This window comes from Frigoribacterium sp. CFBP 13605 (assembly GCF_014839405.1).
GTDB lineage: Bacteria > Actinomycetota > Actinomycetes > Actinomycetales > Microbacteriaceae > Frigoribacterium.
In genome coordinates this window covers 1-20,071 of the sequence record NZ_JACYNS010000048.1, presented here as the reverse complement: position 1 = coordinate 20,071, position 20,071 = coordinate 1, and the positions used below count along the sequence as shown (strand labels likewise).

Sequence of the window (20,071 nt, the reverse complement as noted above, 5' to 3'; positions counted from 1 at the left end):
CCGCCGCCGAGGTCGGCGCGGTCCACTGGGTCACCTCGGCCGACGCGGGCCGGTGCCCGCCGGCCGGTGTCGCGACGCTCGAGCGCCTCCGGGGGCTCGACCTGGTCGACTGAGTCGGCGCGGGGGCACGGCCGGGCCGCGGCTCGGTGCGGCGCTCGGCTCGGCGCGGCAGCCGGCTCGATGCGGCGCTCGGCTCGGTGCGGCAGCCGACTCAGTGCACGTACTCGAGGGCGTCGGTGCCCACGGCCCGCAGGGCCTCGAGCGCCCGGAGGCGGTGGGCGAGCGTCAGGTCGTCGAACGTGACGATCACGCAGTACGCGACGCTGCGGCGCGGCCCGCGGAGCACCCCGAGCTCGGAGCGCACCCCCGGGTCGCCACCGGTCGTGTGGACGATCTGCAGGTCGTGGTCGAGCCGCCGGTGCCCGAGCGGATCGAGACCGAACGGCGCCGCGACGAGCGACGTGTCGGCGCCCAGCGACAGCCAGCCGAGCACCCGGTTCGACACGGCCCGGTCGACGACCTCGCCGCGGGCGAGGGACACCATGAGGCCGCCGAGTTCGTGAGCCGTGCCCACGGCGAGCGCAGGCGCGTCGTCGGGGCCGCGGGACGACCGGGTGACGTCGAGGAGGGCCGTCTTCGTGAGACCGAGCGACTCACCTCGCGCCCGCACGGCGGCCAGGCCCACCCGGCCGATGAGCGCGTCGATCGCCGCCCCGTCGCGGAAGGCCCCGACGAGCGTCGCCGCGTCGGTCACCGGGAGGCTCGTCCGGCGGAGGTAGGGCCAGAGGCCACCGGGCCCCTGGTCGCCGGGGTCGCCCGGCCGGTCGAGTTCGTCGAGGGGGCGGAGCGTGCCGTCCTCGATGCGGGCCGAGACCTCGACCAGGAGCAGGACGGAACCGAGCTGGCCCACCGGCAGCGCCACGTGCTCGTCGACGCTCAGCAGGTCGGCCCCCGCGTCGAGGTCCCTGACCGAGGCCGAGACCTGCCCACCCGCGAGCGCCAGGTCGCCCAGGGCGGCGAAGGACGTCGAGAACGACTCGAGCGCGCGCCCGCCACCGTGGCGCGGCTCGTGGTCGGCGCCGTCGCCGTTCTCCCGTCGGGCCCGACGGCCGGGCACCTGACCTACCAAATGGTGACGCGCTCCTCGGCCGGCAGCCACAGGGCGTCGCTCTCGGTGACGCCGAACGTCTCGTAGAACTCGTCGATGTTGCGCACGATCTGGTTGCACCGGAACTCGTTCGGCGAGTGCGGGTCGATCGAGACGAGACGGATCGCCTCTTCGTCGCGCAGCTTGATCTGCCAGGCCTGGGCCCAGCTCAGGAAGAACCGCTCGGCGCCGGTCAGGCCGTCGATCACGGGCGGCTCGCTGCCGTCGAGCGAGATGAGGTAGGCCTTCCAGGCGATCGAGAGCCCGCCGAGGTCGCCGATGTTCTCGCCGATGGTGAGGGCGCCGTTGACGTGGTGGTCGGGCACCTGCTTCGGGGCGAGGGCGTCGTACTGCGCGATGAGCGACGAGGTCAGCTCCTCGAACGCCTCGCGGTCGGCGGGGGTCCACCAGTCGGTCAGCTTGCCGTCGCCGTCGTACTTCGAGCCCTGGTCGTCGAAGCCGTGGCCGATCTCGTGGCCGATGACGGCGCCGATGGCTCCGTAGTTGGCCGCGGCGTCGCGCATCTCGTCGAAGAACGGGAACTGCAGGATCGCCGCGGGGAACACGATCTCGTTCATGCCCGGGTTGTAGTACGCGTTGATGGTCTGCGGCGTCATGAACCACTCGTCGCGGTCGAGCGGCTGGCCGATCTTGCCCAGCTCGCGGTCGAAGCCGAAGGCGGCGGTGGCCCGCACGTTGCCGACGAGGTCGGCGGGGTCGATCGACAGGGCCGAGTAGTCGCGCCATTTCTCGGGGAAACCGATCTTGGGCGTGAACTTCTCGAGCTTGTCGAGGGCCCGGGCTCGGGTCTCGTCGGTCATCCACTCGAGGCCCGTGATGCTCTGTCGGTAGGCCTCGACCAGGTGGCCGACGAGGACGTCCATCGCGGTCTTGGCCTCGGGCGCGAAGTGCCGCTCGACGTAGATGCGGCCGACGGCCTCGCCGAGGGCGCCCTCGACCAGCGAGACTCCGCGCTTCCAGCGGGCACGCTGCACGGGGGTGCCGGTGAGGGTGCGACCGTAGAAGCCGAAGTTCGCCTCGACGAAGGGCGTCGACAGGTAGGCGGCCATGGAGCGGACGATCTGCCAGCGCAGCCAGTCGCTCCAGGCGTCGAGGCGGTCGTCGGTCAGCAGCGAGGCCAGTCCGGTCACGAACGACGGCTCGCGCACGACGAGCTCGTCGAAGACGCCGGCCGGGCCGCCCACGGCGTCCCGCCAGGCCGTGAGGTCGACGCCCTCGGCGAGCGCGTCGAACTCGGCCCAGGGCAGCAGGTTGTAGGTCTTGTCGCTGTCGCGGGTGGCGACGTTGCTCCAGTGGTGCGTGGCGAGGGCGGTCTCGAGCCCGACCACGCGGTCGGCGCGGGCCGAGGCGTCGTCGAGGCCGGCGAGCCCGAGCATCTGCTCGACGAACGCCCGGTAGGCGGTCCGCACCGACTCGAACTTCTCGTCGCGGTAGTAGGACTCGTCGGGCAGGCCGAGGCCGCCCTGCTCGACGAACACGACGTACCGCTCGGGGTCGCCCGGGTCGTTGTCGACGAAGAGCTGGACGAAGCTCGGCATGCCCTGCTTCTCGAGCGAGCCCAGGAGGCGCGTGAACGAGGTCACGTCGGTGACCGTCTCGACCTCGGCCAGGAGCGGTTCGAGGGGTGCGGCGCCGAGCGCCTCGATGCGCTCCTCGTCGGTGAAGCTGGTGAAGAGGTCGCCGACCTTGCGGGCCTCGGTGCCGGGCTCGGCGGACTGGGACTCGACCACGATCTCGCGGACGGCCTTCTCGGCCTCTTCGGCGAGCAGGTAGAAGGAGCCGTAGCGCGCCTTGTCGTCGGGGATCTCGGTGCGGTCGATCCACGCGCCGTTGACGTGCCGGAAGAGGTCGTCCTGCGGGCGGACCGCCGGGTCGAGTTCGTCGGTCTGGATTCCGCTGCTCAGTGCGTCGCTGGTCATGCCCGTCAGCCTAGGTGAGGCCCCCGACGACGGGCCGGGCCGGACCCGCTGCGGCCCGGGCTGACGAGGCCGTCCCAGGAAACACGGAGGAAACGGCACCCCCAGTACAGTTCTCGACATGGCACTCCCCTGGGCACTGCACGGCGACGGCAAGACGGTCGACCCGACCGAGATCGTGGCCCCGGAGGAGCGGCTCAGCTGGCCGCGCACCATCGGCCTCGGCGGCCAGCACGTCGTCGCGATGTTCGGCGCGACCTTCCTCGTGCCGATCATCACCGGGTTCCCGCCGAGTACGACGCTGTTCTTCTCCGGCATCGGCACCCTGCTCTTCCTCGTCATCACGAAGAACCGCCTGCCCAGCTACCTGGGCTCGTCGTTCGCCTTCCTCGCCCCGATCGCGGCCGCCACCGACGTGGGCGGCATCCCCCTCGCGCTCAGCGGCATCATCGTCGTCGGCGCCCTGCTCGCGGTGATCGGCCTGGTCGTGAACCTCGCGGGCACCCGCTGGATCGACGCCCTGCTGCCCCCGGTGGTCAGCGGCTCGATCGTCGCCCTCATCGGCTTCAACCTGGCCCCGGCCGCCCGCGACAACTTCGCGCTCTCGCCGGGCATCGCCCTGATCACGCTCGCCGCGGTCGTGCTGAGCGCCGTGCTCTTCAAGGGCCTGCTCGGCCGCCTGTCGATCTTCGTCGGCGTCGTCGTCGGCTACGTCGCCGCCGTGATCGCGGGCGCCGTCGACTACAGCGCCGTCGCGGCCGCGCCGTGGGTGGGCCTGCCGACCTTCACGGCCCCCGCCTTCGACCTCGGGCAGCTGCCGATCTACCTCGGCTTCCTGCCCGTCGTGCTCGCCCTGATCGCCGAGAACGTCGGCCACGTCAAGGGTGTCGGCCAGCTCACGAAGCGCAACCTCGACCCGCTGACCGGCCGGGCACTCTTCGCCGACGGCCTCAGCACGGTGCTCGCCGGCCTCGGCGGCGGCTCGGCGACGACCACCTACGGCGAGAACATCGGCGTGATGAGCGCCACCCGCATCTTCTCGACGGCCGCGTACTGGATCGCCGGCGTCGTGGCGATCCTGCTCGGGCTGTCGCCCAAGATCGGCGCCGTCATCTTCACCATCCCGCCGGGGGTGCTCGGCGGCGTCACGACGGCGCTCTACGGGCTCATCGGCGTGATCGGCATCCGCATCTGGGTCGAGAACAGGGTCGACTTCAGCCGCCCGAAGAACCAGCTGACCGCCGGCGTCGCGCTCATCATGGGCATCGCCGACTTCACCCTGGCCCTCGGGGGCGCGAGCTTCGGCGGCATCATCCTCGGCACGGTCGCGGCCATCGTCGTCTACCACCTCATGTCGGCCGTGGGTCGGGCCCGGGGCACCGACTGACGGTGGGACGCCGCCGCGGCGAGCCGTCCCCGGTGACGACCTCGCGCCTCCGTTCGCCCTGGGACCGACGCATCGTCGCCCTCGCGGCGCCGGCGCTCGGCGCGCTGGTCGCCGAACCGCTCTTCCTCCTTACCGACACCGCGATGGTCGGGCACCTGGGCACGGTGCCCCTCGCCGGGCTCGGCATCGCGAGCGTCGTGCTGCAGACCGCCCTCGGCCTGCTGATCTTCCTGGCCTACGCCACGACGCCGACCGTGGCCCGACGGCTCGGCGCGGGTGACCGGCCCGGAGCGATCCGCGCCGGCGTCGACGGGCTCTGGTTCGCGCTGCTGGTCGGGGTGGTGCTCGCCGGGGTCGGGGCACTCGTCGCCCGCCCCCTCGTCGGCCTGTTCGGCACCGAGCCGGCCGTCGTCGACGCGGCGGCGACCTACCTGACCGTGTCGATGCTCGGCCTGCCCGGCATGCTGCTCGTGATCGCGGCGACCGGACTGCTGCGCGGCCTGCAGGACACCAGGACGCCACTGGTCGTCGCCACGGTCGGCTTCGCGGCGAACGCGGGCCTGAACGCGCTCTTCCTCTACGGCTTCGGCTGGGGGATCGCCGGCTCGGCCGCGGGGACCGTCGTCGCGCAGTGGGGCATGGCCGCCGTGTACGTGGTGATCGCCGTCCGTGCCGCGCGGGCCGTCGGGGCTCCGCTGCGTCCGGGTCTGGCCGGCGTCGGTCGCACGGCACGCTCCGGCGCGTGGCTGCTCGTGCGCAACGCGTCCCTGCGGATCGCGATGATCGCGACCGTCTGGGCCGCCGCCTCCTCGGGGGTGACCGGGCTCGCGACGATCCAGGTCGCGCTCACCCTGTTCAGCACGCTGGCGTTCGCCCTCGACGCGCTGGCCATCGCCGGCCAGGCCCTCGTCGGCCACGCGCTCGGTCAGGGCGATCGCGAGGCGGTGCGCGCCGTCACCCGCCGGCTGATGCTGTTCGGGGTCGGCGGCGGTCTGCTGCTCGGCGTGCTGCTGGCCGCGGTCTCGCCGCTGCTCGCACCCGTCTTCAGCGGCGACGACGCGGTGCGCGACCTGCTGCCCCGGGTCGTGCTGGCGATGGCCGTGGGCATCCCGCTGGCCGGCTTCGTCTTCGTGCTCGACGGCGTGCTCCTCGGCGCCGGCGACGCCCGCTACCTCGCCCTCGCCGGCGTGGTCAACACGGTCGTCTACCTCGCGATCCTGATCCCGCTGGAGGCGCGGGTCGGGCCGGACGCGCGGGGCACGGTCGCCCTGTGGCTGGCCTTCGGCCTGGGCTACATCGGCATCCGCGCCGTGACGCTGGGCCTCCGGGCGCGGTCGGACCGGTGGATGGTCGTCGGCGCCGGCTGAACCCGGGGGTCGTGGGTCGGCCTCGGCGAGGAGGCGGCGGGGTCGGGCGTCAGCGCGCGGGCGGACCCGTGGTCGACCCCGGCCGGAAGACGCTCGTGAACGTCGTGCCCTCGACGGGGTCGCCGGCGAGGAGTGCGAGCACCGCGCGACCGGCCGCGCGGCCCTTCTCGACGGCGGGCTGGACGACCGTCGTGAGGTCGGCGGCGCGCGGGTCGTCGAGGCGCACGCCGTCGTAGCCGACGACGCTCAGGTCGCCCGGCACCGACAGCCCCAGGTCGTCCGCCGCCGCGATGACGCCCGACGCGAGCAGGTCGCTCTGGGCGACGATCGCCGTCGGCCTCTCGGCCTCGGGCACGTCGAGCAGGCGCAGGCCGGCGCGGTGGCCCTCGCTCGTCCAGCTGCCACGGGTGGCCAGGCCGCCCACGCCCGGGAAGACCTCGCGGGTGCCGCGCAGCCGCTCGAGGGTCGGCCAGGAGGTGCCCCGGGCCACGCGCGCGTCGGTGAGCTCGTCGTCCCCGTCGCCGCTCGACCGGCCGGGGCCGAGCTCGAGCGCGACGACGGCGACCCGTCGGTGGCCGAGATCGTGCAGGTGCTGCGCCAACAGGCGGGACGAGCCCACGTTGTCCTCGGCGATGTCGAGCACGCCCTCGGTCGGCGGGGCCTCGATCGAGACCACCGGGATGCCGCGCCGACGCATGATCGACACGGACTGGTCGAGGCGGGTGCTGCAGCCGAACAGCACGACGGCGTCCACGGGGGCGTCGAGCAGGCGGGAGCGCTCGCCCGCGGTCTCGGTCAGCAGCAGCAGCGAGTTGTCGGCCGGCCCCGTGACGTCGGCGATGCCGTCGAGCATGGCCACGTTGATCGGGTCGCGGAAAGCCGTGCTGAGGGTGGACTCGAGGACGGCGCCGACGATGCCGGAACGCCCACGCCGTAGCGACCTCGCGCGGGGGTCGGGCCCGGCGTAGCCGAGCTCGTCGGCGGCGGCGAGCACCCGCGCGCGGGTCTCGTCCGAGACGGGGCCGGTCCCGCTGAAGGCCAAGGAGGCGGTGCTCGCGCTCACCCCGGCGACCCGCGCCACCGACGCGAGGGTCGGCCTCGCGGCGACGTCGCCTTCTGCCCGGCTCATGCTGCCGCAGCCTAGCCGACGGGGCCGGACGGCCTCCGGGTGACCGGTGACGGTCGGTGCGGCGTCAGTCGACGGGTCGCACGGGCGGTTCGTCGACGCCCAGGGCCGTGACGTAGTCCGACGCGAGGCCCGGCAGCTGCGTCCAGTCGCCGTAGTGCGCGGCGGCCTCCATCAGGTCGACGATCGCGCCGCGGACGGTCTCGCCGAGGGCGGGCCGCATGTCGTGCACCGCGACGGCCCTCGCGCTGCAGAGGATCTCGAGCGGCAGCAGCAGGTCGTCCCGCACGTGCTGACGCGCCGACGGCGAGAGCACCTGCACGATCGCCCGGACGAGGTCGAGGAAGTGGGCGACGTCCGCGGGCAGGGCCAGCCCGTGGGCCGTGCAGGCCGGTCGGCGCACGGCGGGCTCGGGGACGTCCTCGAGCGACGTCGCCTCGGTCGACGCCACGGAGACCATGCGGACCAGGTCGCGCAGCAGCACCTCGTTGAACCGCCGGTGCCAGACGACGACGTGCGCACCGCTGAACGGGGCGCGCACCACGACCTTCATGCGCCTCAGCTCGAAGAGGGCGAGGTGCACCTCGCCGGGGGTGACCCGGTGCTCGCGCACGATGGTGTCGACGTCGAGGGAGTCGCCGGGCGCGTAGCGCGCCGTCGCCAGGTCGACGAGCAGCAGCTCGGCCGTGTCGTGGGTCGTCGTCGGCAGCGGCCGGGTCGTGGCGGGCATCGGGTGGGGCATCGTTCCTCCTGGAGGCGTCTCGGTGGCCGTCCTGCCGACCATCTGTCATGAATGTATTTCACATATGCATACTTGTCAACGAGGGGCCCATGCCGCGTTCTCGCCGCCCCGTAGGATCGTCGGGTGCGCCTCGTCATTGCCCGTTGCTCGGTCGACTACGCCGGTCGACTGTCCGCCCACCTGCCCCTGGCCACGCGCCTCCTGATGGTCAAGAGCGACGGCAGCCTGCTCGTCCACTCCGACGGGGGCAGCTACAAGCCCCTGAACTGGATGAGCCCGCCCTGCACCATCCGCACGGTCGAACCCGACGACGACCAACGCGAGGCCGGCGTCGTCGAGCTGTGGAAGGTGACCCAGGCCAAGACGGCCGACCTCCTGGTGGTGTCGATCCACGAGGTGTTGCACGACTCGTCCCACGAGATGGGCGTCGATCCGGGGTTGACCAAGGACGGCGTCGAGGCCGACCTGCAGAAGTTGCTGGCCGAACAGATCGAACTGCTCGGCGAGGGCCACACCCTCGTCCGCCGCGAGTACATGACCGCCATCGGGCCGGTCGACATCCTGGCCCGCGACGCGAAGGGCGCCGCAGTGGCCGTCGAGCTGAAGCGGCGAGGCGACATCGACGGGGTCGAGCAGCTCACGAGGTACCTCGAGCTGATGAACCGCGACCCACACCTCGCCCCCGTGACCGGGGTGTTCGCCGCGCAAGAGATCAAACCGCAGGCCCGCACGCTGGCCCACGACCGGGGCATCCGCACCCTCCTGCTCGACTACGACGCCATGCGCGGGCTGGACGACTCGCACTCCCGCCTCTTCTGACGCCGGCCCACGAGGGTGCGGGGCCACGCGGGTGCGGGCCCACGCGGGCGCGGGGCCGCGCAGGTGCGGGCCCACGCGGGCGCAGTGAGACGAACCCTTGTGATACTCACATTTCAGGGTTATATTTCTGCTACGACCCCCATCGACCGCAGGAGCAACCCGTGACCTCACCGATCTTCGACACCCTGGCCGCCGAACGCGAGGCGACCCCCGTCTTCCGGTCCCTCGCGAGCAGCCGCGACGTCCGCCACCGCCCGTTCGACGCGACGCGTCGGAGCCCGACCGCGACCGCGACCGCGACCGCGAAGACGAGCACGACGAGTGCGGGTGCGAACGCGACGGCGATCCGGGACGCCGTGTCGGCCGTCGCGACCTGGCCGCTCCGAGCGGTCCCCTGCTGACCCCCGATCCGTAAGCTGGGGGTGATGACTCTCCCCTACACGGCCGTCCTCTACGACCTCGACGGCACCATCGCCGACTCGGCGCCCGCGATCACCGCCAGCCTCGCCCACACGATCGGCGAACTCGGCCTGCCGGTGCCCTCGCCCGCCGACCTCATGGCCTGGGTCGGACCGCCCCTGCCGCAGAGCTTCGAGGTGCGCCTCGGCCTCGACGGCGAGCGCCTCGTCGACGCCATGCGGCTCTACCGCGCGCACTACCTGGCCCACGGCGCCCTCGAGGGCGAGGTGTTCCCGGGGGTGCCCGACCTCATGGCGGCCGTGCACGCGGCCGGCATCCCCACCTCGACCGCGACCTCGAAGCCCGAGACCCCGGCCACGGCCATCCTCCGGGCCCACGGCCTCGACCGCTACCTCGACGTCATCACCGGCGCGTCCGACGACGAGGTGCGCAACACCAAGGCCGACGTCGTCGAGGAGGCCCTGAAGCGCCTGCGCGCCCGCGGGGCCGACCTCTCGCGGCCCGTCCTGCTCGGCGACCGCCACCACGACGTCGAGGGCGCGGCCGTGCACGGCGTGCCCACCATCCTCGTCGGCTGGGGCTACGGCGAGCCCGAGGAGTACGTCGGCGCGGTCGCCGTGGCGGCGGACGTCGACGAGGTGGCCGACCTGTTGGGCGTCTCCCTGCTGCGCGGCGCCGCGTGACCCGGGCCGCGGCCGCGGTGCGGTCGCCCGCCGCCTGGTTGCTCACCCTCGCGATCGTGCTGATCGCCCTCAACATGCGCGGGCCGATCGTGGCCCCGGCCCCCGTGCTCGACCAGATGAGCGCCGACCTCGGCCTCACGGCGGTCGTCGCCGGGCTGCTCACCAGCATCCCCGTGCTCTGCTTCGCCGTGGCGAGCCCGTTCGCCTCGGCCCTGATCGGCCGGATCGGCGCCGAGCGCGCCGTCACGCTGGGGCTCGCCGGCGTGCTCCTCGGCACGCTGCTGCGCACGGCCGGCGGCACGGTGTGGCTCTACGTGGGCACGATCGTGATCGGCGTCGCCATCACGATCGGCAACGTCGTGCTGCCCGTCGTCATCCGTCGTGACTTCAGCCCCGAGCGGGCCGGCTTCGTCACCGGCATCTACACCTCGGCCCTCAACGTCGGGTCGATGATCACCTCGCTCGCGACGGCCCCGATCGCCTCGGTCGTCGGCTGGCCCCTCGCCCTCGTGACCTGGGGGCTGCTCGCCGTCCTGGCCGCCGTCGTCTGGTCGATCGCCGTCGGCCCCCGCGTCGCGGTGCGGGGCGGCAGCGTGGCCGTGGTGCCGGGGTCGCAGGCCGACGTCGACGACCGGCACCGCGCCTCCTCGGCGGCCGACGTCTTCACGGGCGGCATCGACGTCGTCGAGCCCGGCGAGGCCGAGGTCGACGCGCGCGAGCGCCGACGCAGCGCGACCCCGCTGCTGCGTCGGTGGACGACCTGGGGCCTGACGCTGGCCTTCTCGGGGCAGGCGTTCGGCTACTACGGGCTCACGGCCTGGATGCCCACGCTGCTGCGCGACGAGGTCGGCCTCACCCGCGAGGCGGCCGGGGCGAGTTCGTCGGTCTTCCAGATCCTCGCGGTCGTGGGTGCGCTCGGGGTGCCGTTCCTCGCCCTGCGCGTGCGGCCGGCGGTCGTCATCGGGCTGATCGCCGTCTTCTGGTCGGCCATGCCGCTGGGCCTGCTCTTCGCTCCCGAGCACTGGCTGCTCTGGTCGATCTTCGGTGGGGCCGCGCAGGGGGGCGGCATCACGATCATCTTCATCGTCATCGTGCGCATGGCGTCGACCGACGTCGAGGCACGACGGCTGTCGGCCCTGGTGCAGGGCGGCGGTTACGCGATCGCCGCGCTCGGGCCGCTCGCGATCGGCGGACTGCACGACGTCAGCGGCAACTGGCAGATCCCGATGATCGGCGTCGCCGCGGCGGTCGTCGTGCTCGGCGTCAGCGGCGTGCTGTCGTCGCGACGCGTGCCCTGAGCCGGCCGGGCCGCCGGCCGGGCCGACGACCGGGCGGCCTCCCGGGCCGGGTCAGTGCTGGACGCCTCCGGCGAAGAGCACCTCGAGCGTCAACGGGTCGCGTCCGGTCAGGTCGCGCACGGACGACGTCACCTGCGCCACCTCGCCCGAGGCCATGGACGTGTAGGTGCTGACCCAGGCGTCCGCCTGGAAGGGCTCGGGTTCGAAGACGCGGCGGGACTCGTAGGCCTCGTCGACCGTCTCGTCCACGAACGTGAACGACCGTCCGCCGAGGGCGGTGAGGCGTGCGGCCGCCTCAGTCAGGGTGAACGCCTCCGACCCGGTGAGGTCGTAGGTCGCCCCGGCGTGCGACTCGTGGTCGAGCAGCACGACGGCCGCCACCGCCGCGACGTCGGCCCGGGCCACCGCCGCCACGCGCCCGTCACCGGCCGGGCCGCGGATCACGCCCTGCTCGTCCGCGAACAGCGGGATGAAGTCCAGGTAGAAGTTGTCCCGCAGGAACGTGAAGGCCAGCCCCGACTCGCGGATGTGCTGCTCGGTCGCGAAGTGGTCCCGCCCGAGCGTGAAGACCGAGTCCGCCGACGCACCGGCGAACGACGTGTAGACCACGTGCCGCACGCCCGCCTCGACGGCGGCGTCGACGAACGAGCGGTGCTGGTCGACGCGGTCGGGGGCCTCGGCCGCCGACACCATGAACAGCGTCTCGACCCCGCGCAGGGCCTCGACGGAGGCCGCCCGGTCGCCGTACGTGGCGACGGCGACCTCGGCCTCGGCCCCGTCGAGTCGGGGTGCCCGGGTGGCGTCGCGCACGACGAGCCGCAGCGGGACGCCCCGCTCGGACAGGTGCGCGGCCACGATGCCGCCCACGGCACCCGTCGCACCCGTCACGGCGACGAGGGACGAGGAGGCGCGGGCGGGTTCCCCGAGGGAGGCGGAGGAGGTCTCGGTCGAGTCGGTCATGCCTCACTGAACCATGCGCGGTGGGGGCGGCTCCCAGGCGGGGCCGACCCGCGCCTCCTCGTCCGCCCGGTGGGCCCCGATCGGCGTCGTTGCAGGGATCGAGACTCGTTATCGACTGCCCGGATCGGTGGCCGTCGCCGACGGGCGCCGGTAGATTCGACGCCGGCCCGGAACGCCGGCGGACCGACCCGCCGGGCCGGATCAGGGCCCCGATCCCCACCCCACCCCTCCATCCCGACGAGAGGCGCCCATGGGCCACGACCACGGACACGGACACGTCGCCGCCGACGGACGACGGCTCCGCCTCGCGATCGCGATCGTCGCCCTCGGTCTCGTCGCCCAGCTGGTCGGCGCCTGGCTCTCGGGCTCCCTGGCGCTGTTGGCCGACTCGGGGCACATGCTCTCCGACCTGGCCGGGTTGGTCATCGCCCTCGTGGCCACGATCGTCGCCGCCCGACCCGCGAGCGGTCGACAGACCTACGGCTACCGCCGGGCCGAGGTGTTCGCCGCCTTCGTCAACGGACTCGTGCTGCTCGCCGTGTCGCTCTCGGTCGCCGTCGCCGCCGTCTCCCGTCTCGTGGCGGTCGACGGGCACGAGGTGCTCGGGCTGCCGATGCTGGTCGTCGGCCTGGTCGGCGGGGCGACGAACGTCGCGGCGCTGCTCGTGCTGCGGGGTGGGGCGACGCACTCGATCAACATGCGCGGCGCCTACCTCGAGGTGCTCGGCGACCTGCTCGGCTCGGCGGCCGTCGTCGTGGCCGCCGTCGTCGTGCTGACCACGGGCTTCACGCAGGCCGACTCGGTCGGGTCGCTGATCATCGCGGCGATGATCGTGCCGAGGGCCTGGTCGCTGCTGCGCGAGGCGATCCGGGTGCTGTTCGGCTCGGCTCCGGGCGACATCGACCTCGAGTCGGTCCGCACACACATCGGCGACACCCCGGGCGTCGTCTCGGCACACGACGTCCACGCCTGGCAGATCACGAGCGGAGCGACCGTGTTCTCGGCGCACGTCGTCGTCGAGCGCGAGGTGTTCTGCGACATGAAGGTCGACGAGACCCTGGACGCCCTCGACCGGTGCCTCGCCGCCCACTTCTCGGTCGAGCACGCGACGTTCCAGCTCGAGCCGGCCGACCACGCCGGGCACGAGCGCGAGACGCACGCCTGACCGGGCCCCCTTCCCCCGGAGGCGCGGGTCGAGTGGGCAGAACGGGTCCCTCACCAGCCGCGGAAGGACCAGATCTGCCCACTCGGCGCGCCTGAGGCCCGGGCGACGAGCCCGTCAGGCGAGCGAGCCGAGCCACAGCCCGAGGGAGGCGACGCCCACGCATGCGACGAGCATGCCGAGGCCGTTCGCGACCGCGGCCCCGCGTCGCCCGGCCGCCAGCAGTCGCACCGTCTCGACGCTCGCGGTGCTGAACGTCGTGTACCCGCCGAGCAGCCCGGTGCCGAGCACGGCCTTCCACTCGGGCGTGACGACCGCCTGCAGGGCCAGGCCGGTCAGCAGCCCCAGCGCGAACGAGCCCGACACGTTGATGACGGTCGTGCCCCACGGGTAGGCGGAGCCGAGGCGGTCCTTGACGAGCCCGTCGACGACGAACCGGGTGGCGGCACCGACCCCGCCGGCCACCGCGACGGCGACGACGAGCAACGGGCTCACGAGGCGCGCCCCGCGAGACGTGCGCCGACCCGGATGCCGGCCGCGGCGGCGAGCACCCCGAGCACCAGGCTCAGCAGCCCGTAGAGCACGGCGACGGCGAGGTCGCCCCCGCCCGCCCCGGCGAGCGCCGCGGTCTCGGTCGCGAGCGAGCTGTAGGTCGTGAACCCGCCGAGGACGCCCGTCCCCACGAGCAGTCGGAGCCGGCGACGCCCGCCCTCGTCGGGCCCGGAGCGCAGCAGCCGCTCGAGCAGGACGCCGAGCACGAACGCCCCGACCACGTTGATCGCGAAGATCGCCGTGTCGAACGCCCCCCACGACGGCACCACGAGCGTGATCCCGACCCGTGCGGCCGTCCCGAGGGCACCGCCCAGCGCGACGAGGGCGATCAGGGACGGACGGAGGTGCGGGGCACGAGGGCGCGCGGCACCCGTCACCGGCGGCCTCGCGTCACAGTTCGTCCTCCCACGGCAGCGTCTGGCTGCGGGGGACGGGGGCGAGCGGCACGACGACGACCGGCCGGTGCTGACGGTGGCTGAGGTGCAGGGCGACCGAGCCGGCGAAGAACTCTCGGACGCTGCCCCGCAGGCCGGCCTCGCGGCTGCCGACGACGATCAGCGGGGCGTCGAGCTGCTCGGCCAGGTGCGACAGGCACCGGGCGGGGTCGCCGGCGACGATCGAGGTGCGCAGCTCGACGCCGCGAGCCGAGGCGACCGGCCGCAGCCGCGCCTCCAGGTCGGCGTCGAAGGACAGCGTCTCGGTGTAGTCGTCGGGGTCGAGGGGGTACGACAGGACGGTGCCGTCGATGCCCTCGGCGAAGGCGAGCCGGTCGGGCTCGACCGAGACGCAGAGCAGACCGGTGCCGTACCGTGCCGCCAGGTCGGCCGCGGTCGCCACGACGGCCTCACCCGAGTTGGGCACGACGCCCGCGACGACGAAGCCGCGCGCGAGGTTCTGCTCGTCGGACATGGTCACCACCCTCTCACCGTGTCGCCGTCCCACGCGGCGCCACGGGCACAGTGAACCACCGTCACACCCCTCCGCGGAAGAGCAGACTGTCGGCATGTGCGGTCGCTACGTCGTTGCCCGGGCCACGTCCGATCTGCTGCCGAGCCTGCTCGACGGCCTGGGGCCCCTGCCCGACGACTTCAACGTCGCGCCGACGACCGTCGTGCCGGTCGTCCGGGAGCGGCACGGCGAGAGGCAGCTGCCCGGTGCCCGGTGGGGATTCGTGCCGTCGTGGTACCCCGACCTGAAGAAGCGTCCGCAACCGATCAACGCCCGCATCGAGACCGTGGCTACCAGCGGCATGTTCCGCCGGGCGTTCGCGAGCAGCCGGTGCATCGTGCCCGCACAGGGGTACTACGAGTGGGTCGTGACCGAGACCGGCAAGCAGCCGCACTACGTGCACCAGCCCGACGCCGGGCTCGCCATGGCCGGCCTCGTCACCGCGTGGCCCGATCCCGCGAAGGACGAGGACGACCCCGACCGTTGGGTGCTCTCGACGACGATCATCACGCGCGACGCCCACGTGGCACCGGGCGAGGTGCACGACCGGATGCCGGCCTGCCTCACCCCCGACTCGTACGACGACTGGCTGGGCGACGGCCTCGACGCCGACGAGCTGCTCTCGCTGCTCGACCGGGACTCGTTCGAGGTCGCCCACGACCTCGTCCAGCACGAGGTGAGCCGCGATGCGAACAACGTCCGCAACAACGGCCCGCACCTCATCGAGCCCCTGGGCTGACGCCCCTCGGACGAGGAGGCGCGGCTCGCGTCCCGTCCGGAGGCGCGGCTCGCGTCCCGTCCGGAGGCGCGGCTCGCGTCCCGTCCGGAGGCGCGACTCGCGTCCCGGCCGGAGGCGCGGTCCGGCGCCTCAGCGCGCGTCGCGGTGGCTCGCCAGCCGTTCGCGCAGGTACGACACGAGTTCGCCCTGGGCCCGTCGGGACTCCCGCGTCAGCCGGTTGAGCGGTACGCGCCCGCCCGCCGCGAGGGCGGGGTCGCGCGGGACGACGACGAGCGATCGACGGCCGAACTCGTTCTGCAGCGCCTCGCTCGAGCGCGTGGTCCGATGCTCGCCGAAGACGCCGACGACCACGAGCATCACCCGGCGCAGGCCGCCGACCCCGTGCCGCTCGCGGATGCGGGCGAGGACCCGTTGGGCGTCGGCGAAGCCGACCGGGGTCGTCGGGGCCACGACGACCCCGAAGACGCTCGTGTCGTCGAGCAGGTCGAGGAGTGCGCCGTCGGCGTGGGCGCCGAGGTCGTGCAGGGTCAGCTCGTGGTCGACCCGCGGCGCGTCGTCGCCCCCGGTCAGCCGGGTCCCGAGGTCCCCGCCCGAGTGGTCGATCAGCCGGGGCACCGACTCCCCCGAGAGCTGGGTGAAGAGCAGGGCCGTGACCGTCGTGGTCCCGACACCCCCGGCGACGCCCGCGACGACGACCGTCCGGCCGGTCACGAGCCCGCTCCGGCGACGTCGGCTCGTCCGTCGGCCTCGAACCGGGCCACCTGGACGATGCGCGGCGCCTGGCCGCGACGGACCAGGCGGCCTCGACCGGCGGTCATCTGCTCGGCGTAGACCTGCGGCACGATCGGTCCCTCGCTGCGTTCGCCCGACATGATGAACGACGACCCACCCGTGTCGCGCAGCGTCTGCAGCGCCGGGTCGTAGAGCGCCCGCGCCGAGCCGGCGACCGGCCTGCTGATCAACACGTGCAGCCGGAGGTCGCGGGCCGAGGGCAGGAAGGGCAGCAGCGGCTTGAGGGGCTCGGTGCCCCCCGAGGCGACGATGTCGTAGTCGTCGATCACCACCACGATGCGCGGACCGGCGTCGCGGTCGCCGGCCTGGCGCTTGGCGAGCTCGTCGGCCACGGCGACGGCGAGCGCGCGGGCGTCCGTGCTGGTCGAGGCATGACCGCCGAGGTAGTCGTCGGGCACCTCGGCGACCAGGTCGCCGCGGAGGTCCATCAGGGCCACGACGAGCTCGTCCGGGGTCGCCCGGTCGACGAAGCCGCGGACGAGTCCGCGCAGCAGGGTCGACTTGCCGGCCTTCGAGTCGCCGAACACGAGCAGGTGCTGGTCGGCACCCGGATCGAGGGCGACCGGCTGCATCGTGTCCTGCCGCAGGCCGAACGGGATCGCCTCGGGCTCGTCCAGCGCGTCGGGCAGCTCGTCCGGCGAGAGCTCGGTGGGCAGGAGGCGGATCGGTGCCGCCGCGGGGCCGTTCCAGCTCGACGCCGACCGGCGGGCGAGGGCCTCGAGGGCGTCGCCGACCTCGTCGTCGTCCGTGTCGTCCAGCACCGGCAGCGCCACCTGCGCGAACAGGTTGTCGTCGGTCAGGGCCCGACCGGCCTGGTCGGCCCGGATGGTCTGGGCCAGCTTGCGACCGATCACCGAGTCCGCCGGATCGTTCAGGTGCAACTCGACCCGGGTGCCGACCAGCGGTTGCTGCGCCATCCGCAGTTCGTTCCACCGCGTCATCCCGAGCACGACGTGCAGGCCGTAGCTGCCGCCGCGCAGCAGCAGGTCGCCGAACGCCGTCTCGAGCTCGACGAAGTCCCCGCGCAGCTGGCCGGTGCCGTCGACGACGAGCACCACGTCGGCCGAGATCAGCTCGGGCACCTCGCCCGCGGCGTGCAACCGACGCAGCATGGCCAGCGAGTCGATGCCGTGGTCGCGGAACACGCGCTCCCGGGTCGTCAGCATGGCCGCCAGTTCTTCGAGCAGGCGCAGGAGGCGGTCCTTGCTCGCCCGCGTGGCCACGCCACCGACGTGCGGGAAGCCCTCGATCCGGCCGAGCCCCCCGCCCGTGAGGTCCATGCCGTAGATGCCGACCTCCTGCGGGGTGTGGGTCAGGGCCAGCGAGGCGACGAGGGTGCGGAGGAACGTGCTGCGTCCGGTCTGCGGCGCCCCGATCACGGCGACGTGCCCGCCGGCCCGGGCGAGGTCGAGCAGCCACGGGTCCTGCCGCTGCCGCGCCGGGTCGTCGAGCAGTCCCATCGGCACCCGCAGGCCGCCGGCCTGGTCCGCTCCGACCACCCGCGAGAGCGCGAGCCGGTCGGGCAGGGGCGGCAGCCAGACGGGGTCGACGTCGGTGCCGCCGCCCATCAGGCGGTCGACGGCCTCGTCGATGACGGCGCGACCGACGTCGGGCCGCGAGAGCTCGTCCTCGCCGCCGTCGTCGTCGCCGCCCGCGATGCCGTTGAAGGTCGGCAGCAGGAGCGCGGTCGGCCGCACGTCGTCGCCCGCCAGCGAGCGGGCGGCCTCGGTCGGCAGGGGGCCCGACACGTAACCCGCGCGGAACCTCCGGTACACCGAGGTGTCGACCTTGAGGAAGCCGAACCCCGGGACCGCGGGGAGGTGGAACGCGTCCGGCCGGTCGAGCACGATCGAGCTCTCGGCCTCGGAGAAGGTCCGCAAGCCGATCCGGTACGAGAGGTAGGTGTCGAGGCCCCGCAGCTTGCCCGCCTCGATGCGCTGGCTCGAGAGCAGCAGGTGCACGCCGATCGACCGCCCGATCCGACCGATGGTGAGCAGCAGGTCCACGAACTCGGGCTCCGCCGTGAGCAACTCGCCGAACTCGTCGATGACGACGAACAGGTGCGGCATCGGCGGCAGCTCCGGGCGACCGACGCGCATCTCGCGGTAGTGGCTGATGGACGACGCGCCCCCGGCGTCGCGCAGCTGCTCCTGACGCCGGACGACCTCGCCCTGGATGCTGACGCGGGCACGTTCGGTGAGCTGCGCGTCGTCGGCCAGGTTGTCGATCAGCCCGGCGACGTGCGGCAACCCCGCGAACGGAGCGAACGCCGCGCCTCCTTTGTAGTCGACGAGGACCATGCTGAGGTCGTCGGGCGAGTGCGACAGGGCGAGGCCGAGCACGAGCGTGCGCAGCAGCTCGCTCTTGCCCGAACCGGTCGCGCCGATGCAGATGCCGTGCGGGCCCATGCCGAGCTGCGCGGACTCCTTGAGGTCGAGCAGGACCGGCGCCCCGAAGTCGTCGATGCCGATCGGAACGCGCAGGAAGTCCCGCGGCGAGCGCGGCGTCCACGCGGTCGCCGGCGTCAGCGTCGTCACGTCGTCGATGCCGAGCAGGTCGGTGATCTCGACGGCCTGGGCCGAGTCGACCTCGTCCTGCCTGCTGAGGCTCAGCCGCAGGGGGGTGAGCGTGCGGGCGACGGCCTCGAACAGCTGCGGGGTCGTGACGTCGATCGTCGCCGTCTGCACGCGGACCTGGCCGTCGTCCTCGACGCGGGCGTCCGTCACGACCGCCTCGTCGCCCTCGACGGTGATGCGCAGGGTGACGTCCGACGGCTCGTGCAGGCGGTCGCTCAGCAGGTGGACGGTCGTGACGCCGAGGTCGGTCAGCGAGAGGTCGGCGTCGGGCACCGGGATGCTCGAGGCGACGTGCCCCCAGTCGTCGACGAAGACGACGAGGCGCGATCCCTCGGTGCGCGCCGTGGTGCCGATCGAGCGCTTCGTCGTGGCGGCCTCTTGTGCCCGGTCGCCCAGTTCGCCGCCGATGACCGAGAGCAACGAGGAGGCGCTGGTCGCGACCCGTCGCGCCGGCACCGGTCCGTCGTAGAGCGAGTCGTCCACGGCGTGCGGGACGAGGTCGAAGCCGCGCCAGTCGTCGGCCGCGCTCTCGGGGAACGCCGCGGCCAGGTGCACGTCGTCGGGCGAGTGCAGGGCGGCGAGCTGCAGGATCATCGAGCGCGCGACCCGCAGCGCGGACTCGCGGTCGCCCAGCACGGCGACCGATCCGGCTCGGTCGAGGTCGACCGTGATGGGCATGCCCCGGACGGTCGAGAGGTGCTCGACCACGGACTCGGCCTCGCTGGCCATGATCGGGTCGAACGGCTGCACGGGGTTCGGGTCCTCGGGGACGGACATCGGGAACCAGGTCAGGTCGCCCTCGCCGATCCGCACCGAGAGGAAGTCGTCGTGCTGGCGGCGGCGTTCCCAGAGTCGCGCGGGGTCGCGCACCAGCTCGAGCAGGGCGGCGGGTTCGGGGTCGAGCACGGCCGCCGTCGCCCGGACGGCCCGGGCCTTCGTGCGCATCCGCGAGCGCAGCCGCTCGAGGAAGTCGAGGTAGCGCTCGCGCTGCAGGCGCCGCTGCCGCGCCGCGTTGCCCCTCTGGCTGAGGGTGACCGCGAGGCCGCCGACCAGGGCGACGATGAGCAGCACGGCGCCGACCAGCAGGAAGAGCGGGTTCGAACTGCCGCGGTAGACGACGATCATCACGACGCTCGAGAGGGCGCCCACGACGGGGAGCAGGGCCTGCACGGGCACGCCGCCGACCTTGCCGTCGGCCAGCTGGGGTGGTGGCGTGATGTCCTCGTGCTCGGCGGGCTGGACGGGTCGCGTGATGCGCGTGGGCCGGTGGACGAGCTTGACGGTCATCGTCGGGCCTCCTGGTCGTCGGCGATCGCCGGGCGGGCGTCCCGCCCGCGGGCCTGGCGGCGTTCCGAGGGGCGACGTTCCGACGGGCCGGGATCGGCCGCCGACGGGGCCGGGCCGGGATCCCCGACG

The 20,071-nt window shown here is 73.5% G+C and carries 18 protein-coding genes; 8 read left to right on the top strand and 10 right to left on the bottom strand.

What is annotated here, in order from left to right:
- Nucleotides 1-211 precede the first annotated feature (211 nt).
- A complete protein-coding gene (locus IFT36_RS10350) occupies nucleotides 212-1,117 on the bottom strand; it encodes a serine hydrolase (RefSeq protein WP_056044141.1) in 906 nt (301 codons plus the stop codon).
- Between the two features lie 5 nt (nucleotides 1,118-1,122).
- Nucleotides 1,123-3,087, bottom strand: a complete 1,965-nt coding sequence (locus IFT36_RS10345) for a M13 family metallopeptidase (RefSeq protein WP_200413059.1) — start codon at nucleotides 3,085-3,087, stop codon at nucleotides 1,123-1,125.
- 118 nt (nucleotides 3,088-3,205) lie between these two features.
- Between IFT36_RS10345 and IFT36_RS10340 the strand changes: the two genes are divergently transcribed.
- Nucleotides 3,206-4,471 (top strand): uracil-xanthine permease family protein, encoded by a 1,266-nt coding sequence (locus tag IFT36_RS10340; RefSeq protein WP_200413058.1) that lies wholly within the window; start codon nucleotides 3,206-3,208, stop codon nucleotides 4,469-4,471.
- Nucleotides 4,472-4,503: 32 nt separating this feature from the next.
- Nucleotides 4,504-5,838 (top strand): MATE family efflux transporter, encoded by a 1,335-nt coding sequence (locus tag IFT36_RS10335; RefSeq protein ID WP_200413057.1) that lies wholly within the window; start codon nucleotides 4,504-4,506, stop codon nucleotides 5,836-5,838.
- 49 nt (nucleotides 5,839-5,887) lie between these two features.
- On the opposite strand, the gene IFT36_RS10330 is transcribed toward IFT36_RS10335, so the two are convergent.
- Complete coding sequence (locus IFT36_RS10330) at nucleotides 5,888-6,967, bottom strand: LacI family DNA-binding transcriptional regulator (RefSeq protein WP_056044147.1); 1,080 nt, start codon at nucleotides 6,965-6,967, stop codon at nucleotides 5,888-5,890.
- 64 nt (nucleotides 6,968-7,031) lie between these two features.
- Nucleotides 7,032-7,694, bottom strand: coding sequence for a hypothetical protein (locus tag IFT36_RS10325; RefSeq protein ID WP_200413056.1), 663 nt, complete (start codon nucleotides 7,692-7,694; stop codon nucleotides 7,032-7,034).
- Nucleotides 7,695-7,829: 135 nt separating this feature from the next.
- Between IFT36_RS10325 and nucS the strand changes: the two genes are divergently transcribed.
- From nucS to IFT36_RS10305, 4 genes are all read left to right on the top strand, one after another.
- The gene (nucS, locus tag IFT36_RS10320; RefSeq protein ID WP_056044151.1) at nucleotides 7,830-8,525 is read left to right on the top strand and encodes an endonuclease NucS; all 696 of its coding nucleotides are present in this window, start codon (nucleotides 7,830-7,832) and stop codon (nucleotides 8,523-8,525) included.
- Between the two features lie 161 nt (nucleotides 8,526-8,686).
- Nucleotides 8,687-8,926, top strand: coding sequence for a hypothetical protein (locus tag IFT36_RS10315; RefSeq protein ID WP_200413055.1), 240 nt, complete (start codon nucleotides 8,687-8,689; stop codon nucleotides 8,924-8,926).
- 24 nt (nucleotides 8,927-8,950) lie between these two features.
- Nucleotides 8,951-9,628, top strand: coding sequence for an HAD hydrolase-like protein (locus IFT36_RS10310; protein WP_056044155.1), 678 nt, complete (start codon nucleotides 8,951-8,953; stop codon nucleotides 9,626-9,628).
- Entirely contained in the window at nucleotides 9,625-10,926 is a 1,302-nt protein-coding gene (locus tag IFT36_RS10305; protein WP_236557064.1) for an MFS transporter, read from the top strand. The genes IFT36_RS10310 and IFT36_RS10305 overlap by 4 nt, the downstream gene beginning before the upstream one ends.
- A 51-nt stretch (nucleotides 10,927-10,977) precedes the next feature.
- On the opposite strand, the gene IFT36_RS10300 is transcribed toward IFT36_RS10305, so the two are convergent.
- Complete coding sequence (locus IFT36_RS10300; protein WP_173153978.1) at nucleotides 10,978-11,886, bottom strand: SDR family oxidoreductase; 909 nt, start codon at nucleotides 11,884-11,886, stop codon at nucleotides 10,978-10,980.
- Nucleotides 11,887-12,136: 250 nt separating this feature from the next.
- Here IFT36_RS10300 and IFT36_RS10295 point away from each other — a divergent pair, with 250 nt between their 5' ends.
- On the top strand, nucleotides 12,137-13,051 hold the full coding sequence (locus IFT36_RS10295; protein WP_056044161.1) for a cation diffusion facilitator family transporter: 915 nt from the start codon (nucleotides 12,137-12,139) through the stop codon (nucleotides 13,049-13,051).
- A 114-nt stretch (nucleotides 13,052-13,165) separates the two neighbouring features.
- Here the strand turns inward: IFT36_RS10295 and crcB are convergent, their stop codons facing one another.
- Genes crcB through IFT36_RS10280 form a run of 3 tightly spaced genes read right to left on the bottom strand, consistent with a single transcriptional unit; the run spans nucleotide 13,166 to nucleotide 14,509 of the window.
- Nucleotides 13,166-13,543 (bottom strand): fluoride efflux transporter CrcB, encoded by a 378-nt coding sequence (gene crcB / locus IFT36_RS10290; protein ID WP_159828326.1) that lies wholly within the window; start codon nucleotides 13,541-13,543, stop codon nucleotides 13,166-13,168.
- The gene (locus IFT36_RS10285) at nucleotides 13,540-13,977 is read right to left on the bottom strand and encodes a fluoride efflux transporter FluC (RefSeq protein ID WP_159828329.1); all 438 of its coding nucleotides are present in this window, start codon (nucleotides 13,975-13,977) and stop codon (nucleotides 13,540-13,542) included. Before IFT36_RS10285 ends, crcB begins: the two co-directional genes overlap by 4 nt.
- Before the next feature lie 13 nt (nucleotides 13,978-13,990).
- A complete protein-coding gene (locus IFT36_RS10280; RefSeq protein ID WP_200413054.1) occupies nucleotides 13,991-14,509 on the bottom strand; it encodes a universal stress protein in 519 nt (172 codons plus the stop codon).
- A gap of 94 nt (nucleotides 14,510-14,603) precedes the next feature.
- On the opposite strand from IFT36_RS10280, the gene IFT36_RS10275 reads away from it, so the two are divergent.
- Complete coding sequence (locus tag IFT36_RS10275; protein WP_123571127.1) at nucleotides 14,604-15,287, top strand: SOS response-associated peptidase; 684 nt, start codon at nucleotides 14,604-14,606, stop codon at nucleotides 15,285-15,287.
- Nucleotides 15,288-15,416: 129 nt separating this feature from the next.
- Here the strand turns inward: IFT36_RS10275 and IFT36_RS10270 are convergent, their stop codons facing one another.
- Complete coding sequence (locus IFT36_RS10270; protein WP_173153985.1) at nucleotides 15,417-15,998, bottom strand: hypothetical protein; 582 nt, start codon at nucleotides 15,996-15,998, stop codon at nucleotides 15,417-15,419.
- A complete protein-coding gene (gene eccCa, locus IFT36_RS10265) occupies nucleotides 15,995-19,942 on the bottom strand; it encodes a type VII secretion protein EccCa (RefSeq protein WP_200413053.1) in 3,948 nt (1,315 codons plus the stop codon). The genes IFT36_RS10270 and eccCa overlap by 4 nt, the downstream gene beginning before the upstream one ends.
- Nucleotides 19,943-20,071 lie beyond the last annotated feature (129 nt).

What these genes read in the sequence shown, in the direction of transcription:
- IFT36_RS10325 (WP_200413056.1), bottom strand. Translation starts at nt 7,694, where the DNA reads ATGCCCGCCACGACCCGGCCGCTGCCGACGACGACCCACGACACGGCC.
- IFT36_RS10275 (WP_123571127.1), top strand. Translation starts at nt 14,604, where the DNA reads ATGTGCGGTCGCTACGTCGTTGCCCGGGCCACGTCCGATCTGCTGCCG.
- IFT36_RS10295 (WP_056044161.1), top strand. Translation starts at nt 12,137, where the DNA reads ATGGGCCACGACCACGGACACGGACACGTCGCCGCCGACGGACGACGG.
- IFT36_RS10340 (WP_200413058.1), top strand. Translation starts at nt 3,206, where the DNA reads ATGGCACTCCCCTGGGCACTGCACGGCGACGGCAAGACGGTCGACCCG.
- IFT36_RS10310 (WP_056044155.1), top strand. Translation starts at nt 8,951, where the DNA reads ATGACTCTCCCCTACACGGCCGTCCTCTACGACCTCGACGGCACCATC.
- IFT36_RS10280 (WP_200413054.1), bottom strand. Translation starts at nt 14,509, where the DNA reads ATGTCCGACGAGCAGAACCTCGCGCGCGGCTTCGTCGTCGCGGGCGTC.
- IFT36_RS10330 (WP_056044147.1), bottom strand. Translation starts at nt 6,967, where the DNA reads ATGAGCCGGGCAGAAGGCGACGTCGCCGCGAGGCCGACCCTCGCGTCG.
- IFT36_RS10300 (WP_173153978.1), bottom strand. Translation starts at nt 11,886, where the DNA reads ATGACCGACTCGACCGAGACCTCCTCCGCCTCCCTCGGGGAACCCGCC.
- eccCa (WP_200413053.1), bottom strand. Translation starts at nt 19,942, where the DNA reads ATGACCGTCAAGCTCGTCCACCGGCCCACGCGCATCACGCGACCCGTC.
- IFT36_RS10345 (WP_200413059.1), bottom strand. Translation starts at nt 3,087, where the DNA reads ATGACCAGCGACGCACTGAGCAGCGGAATCCAGACCGACGAACTCGAC.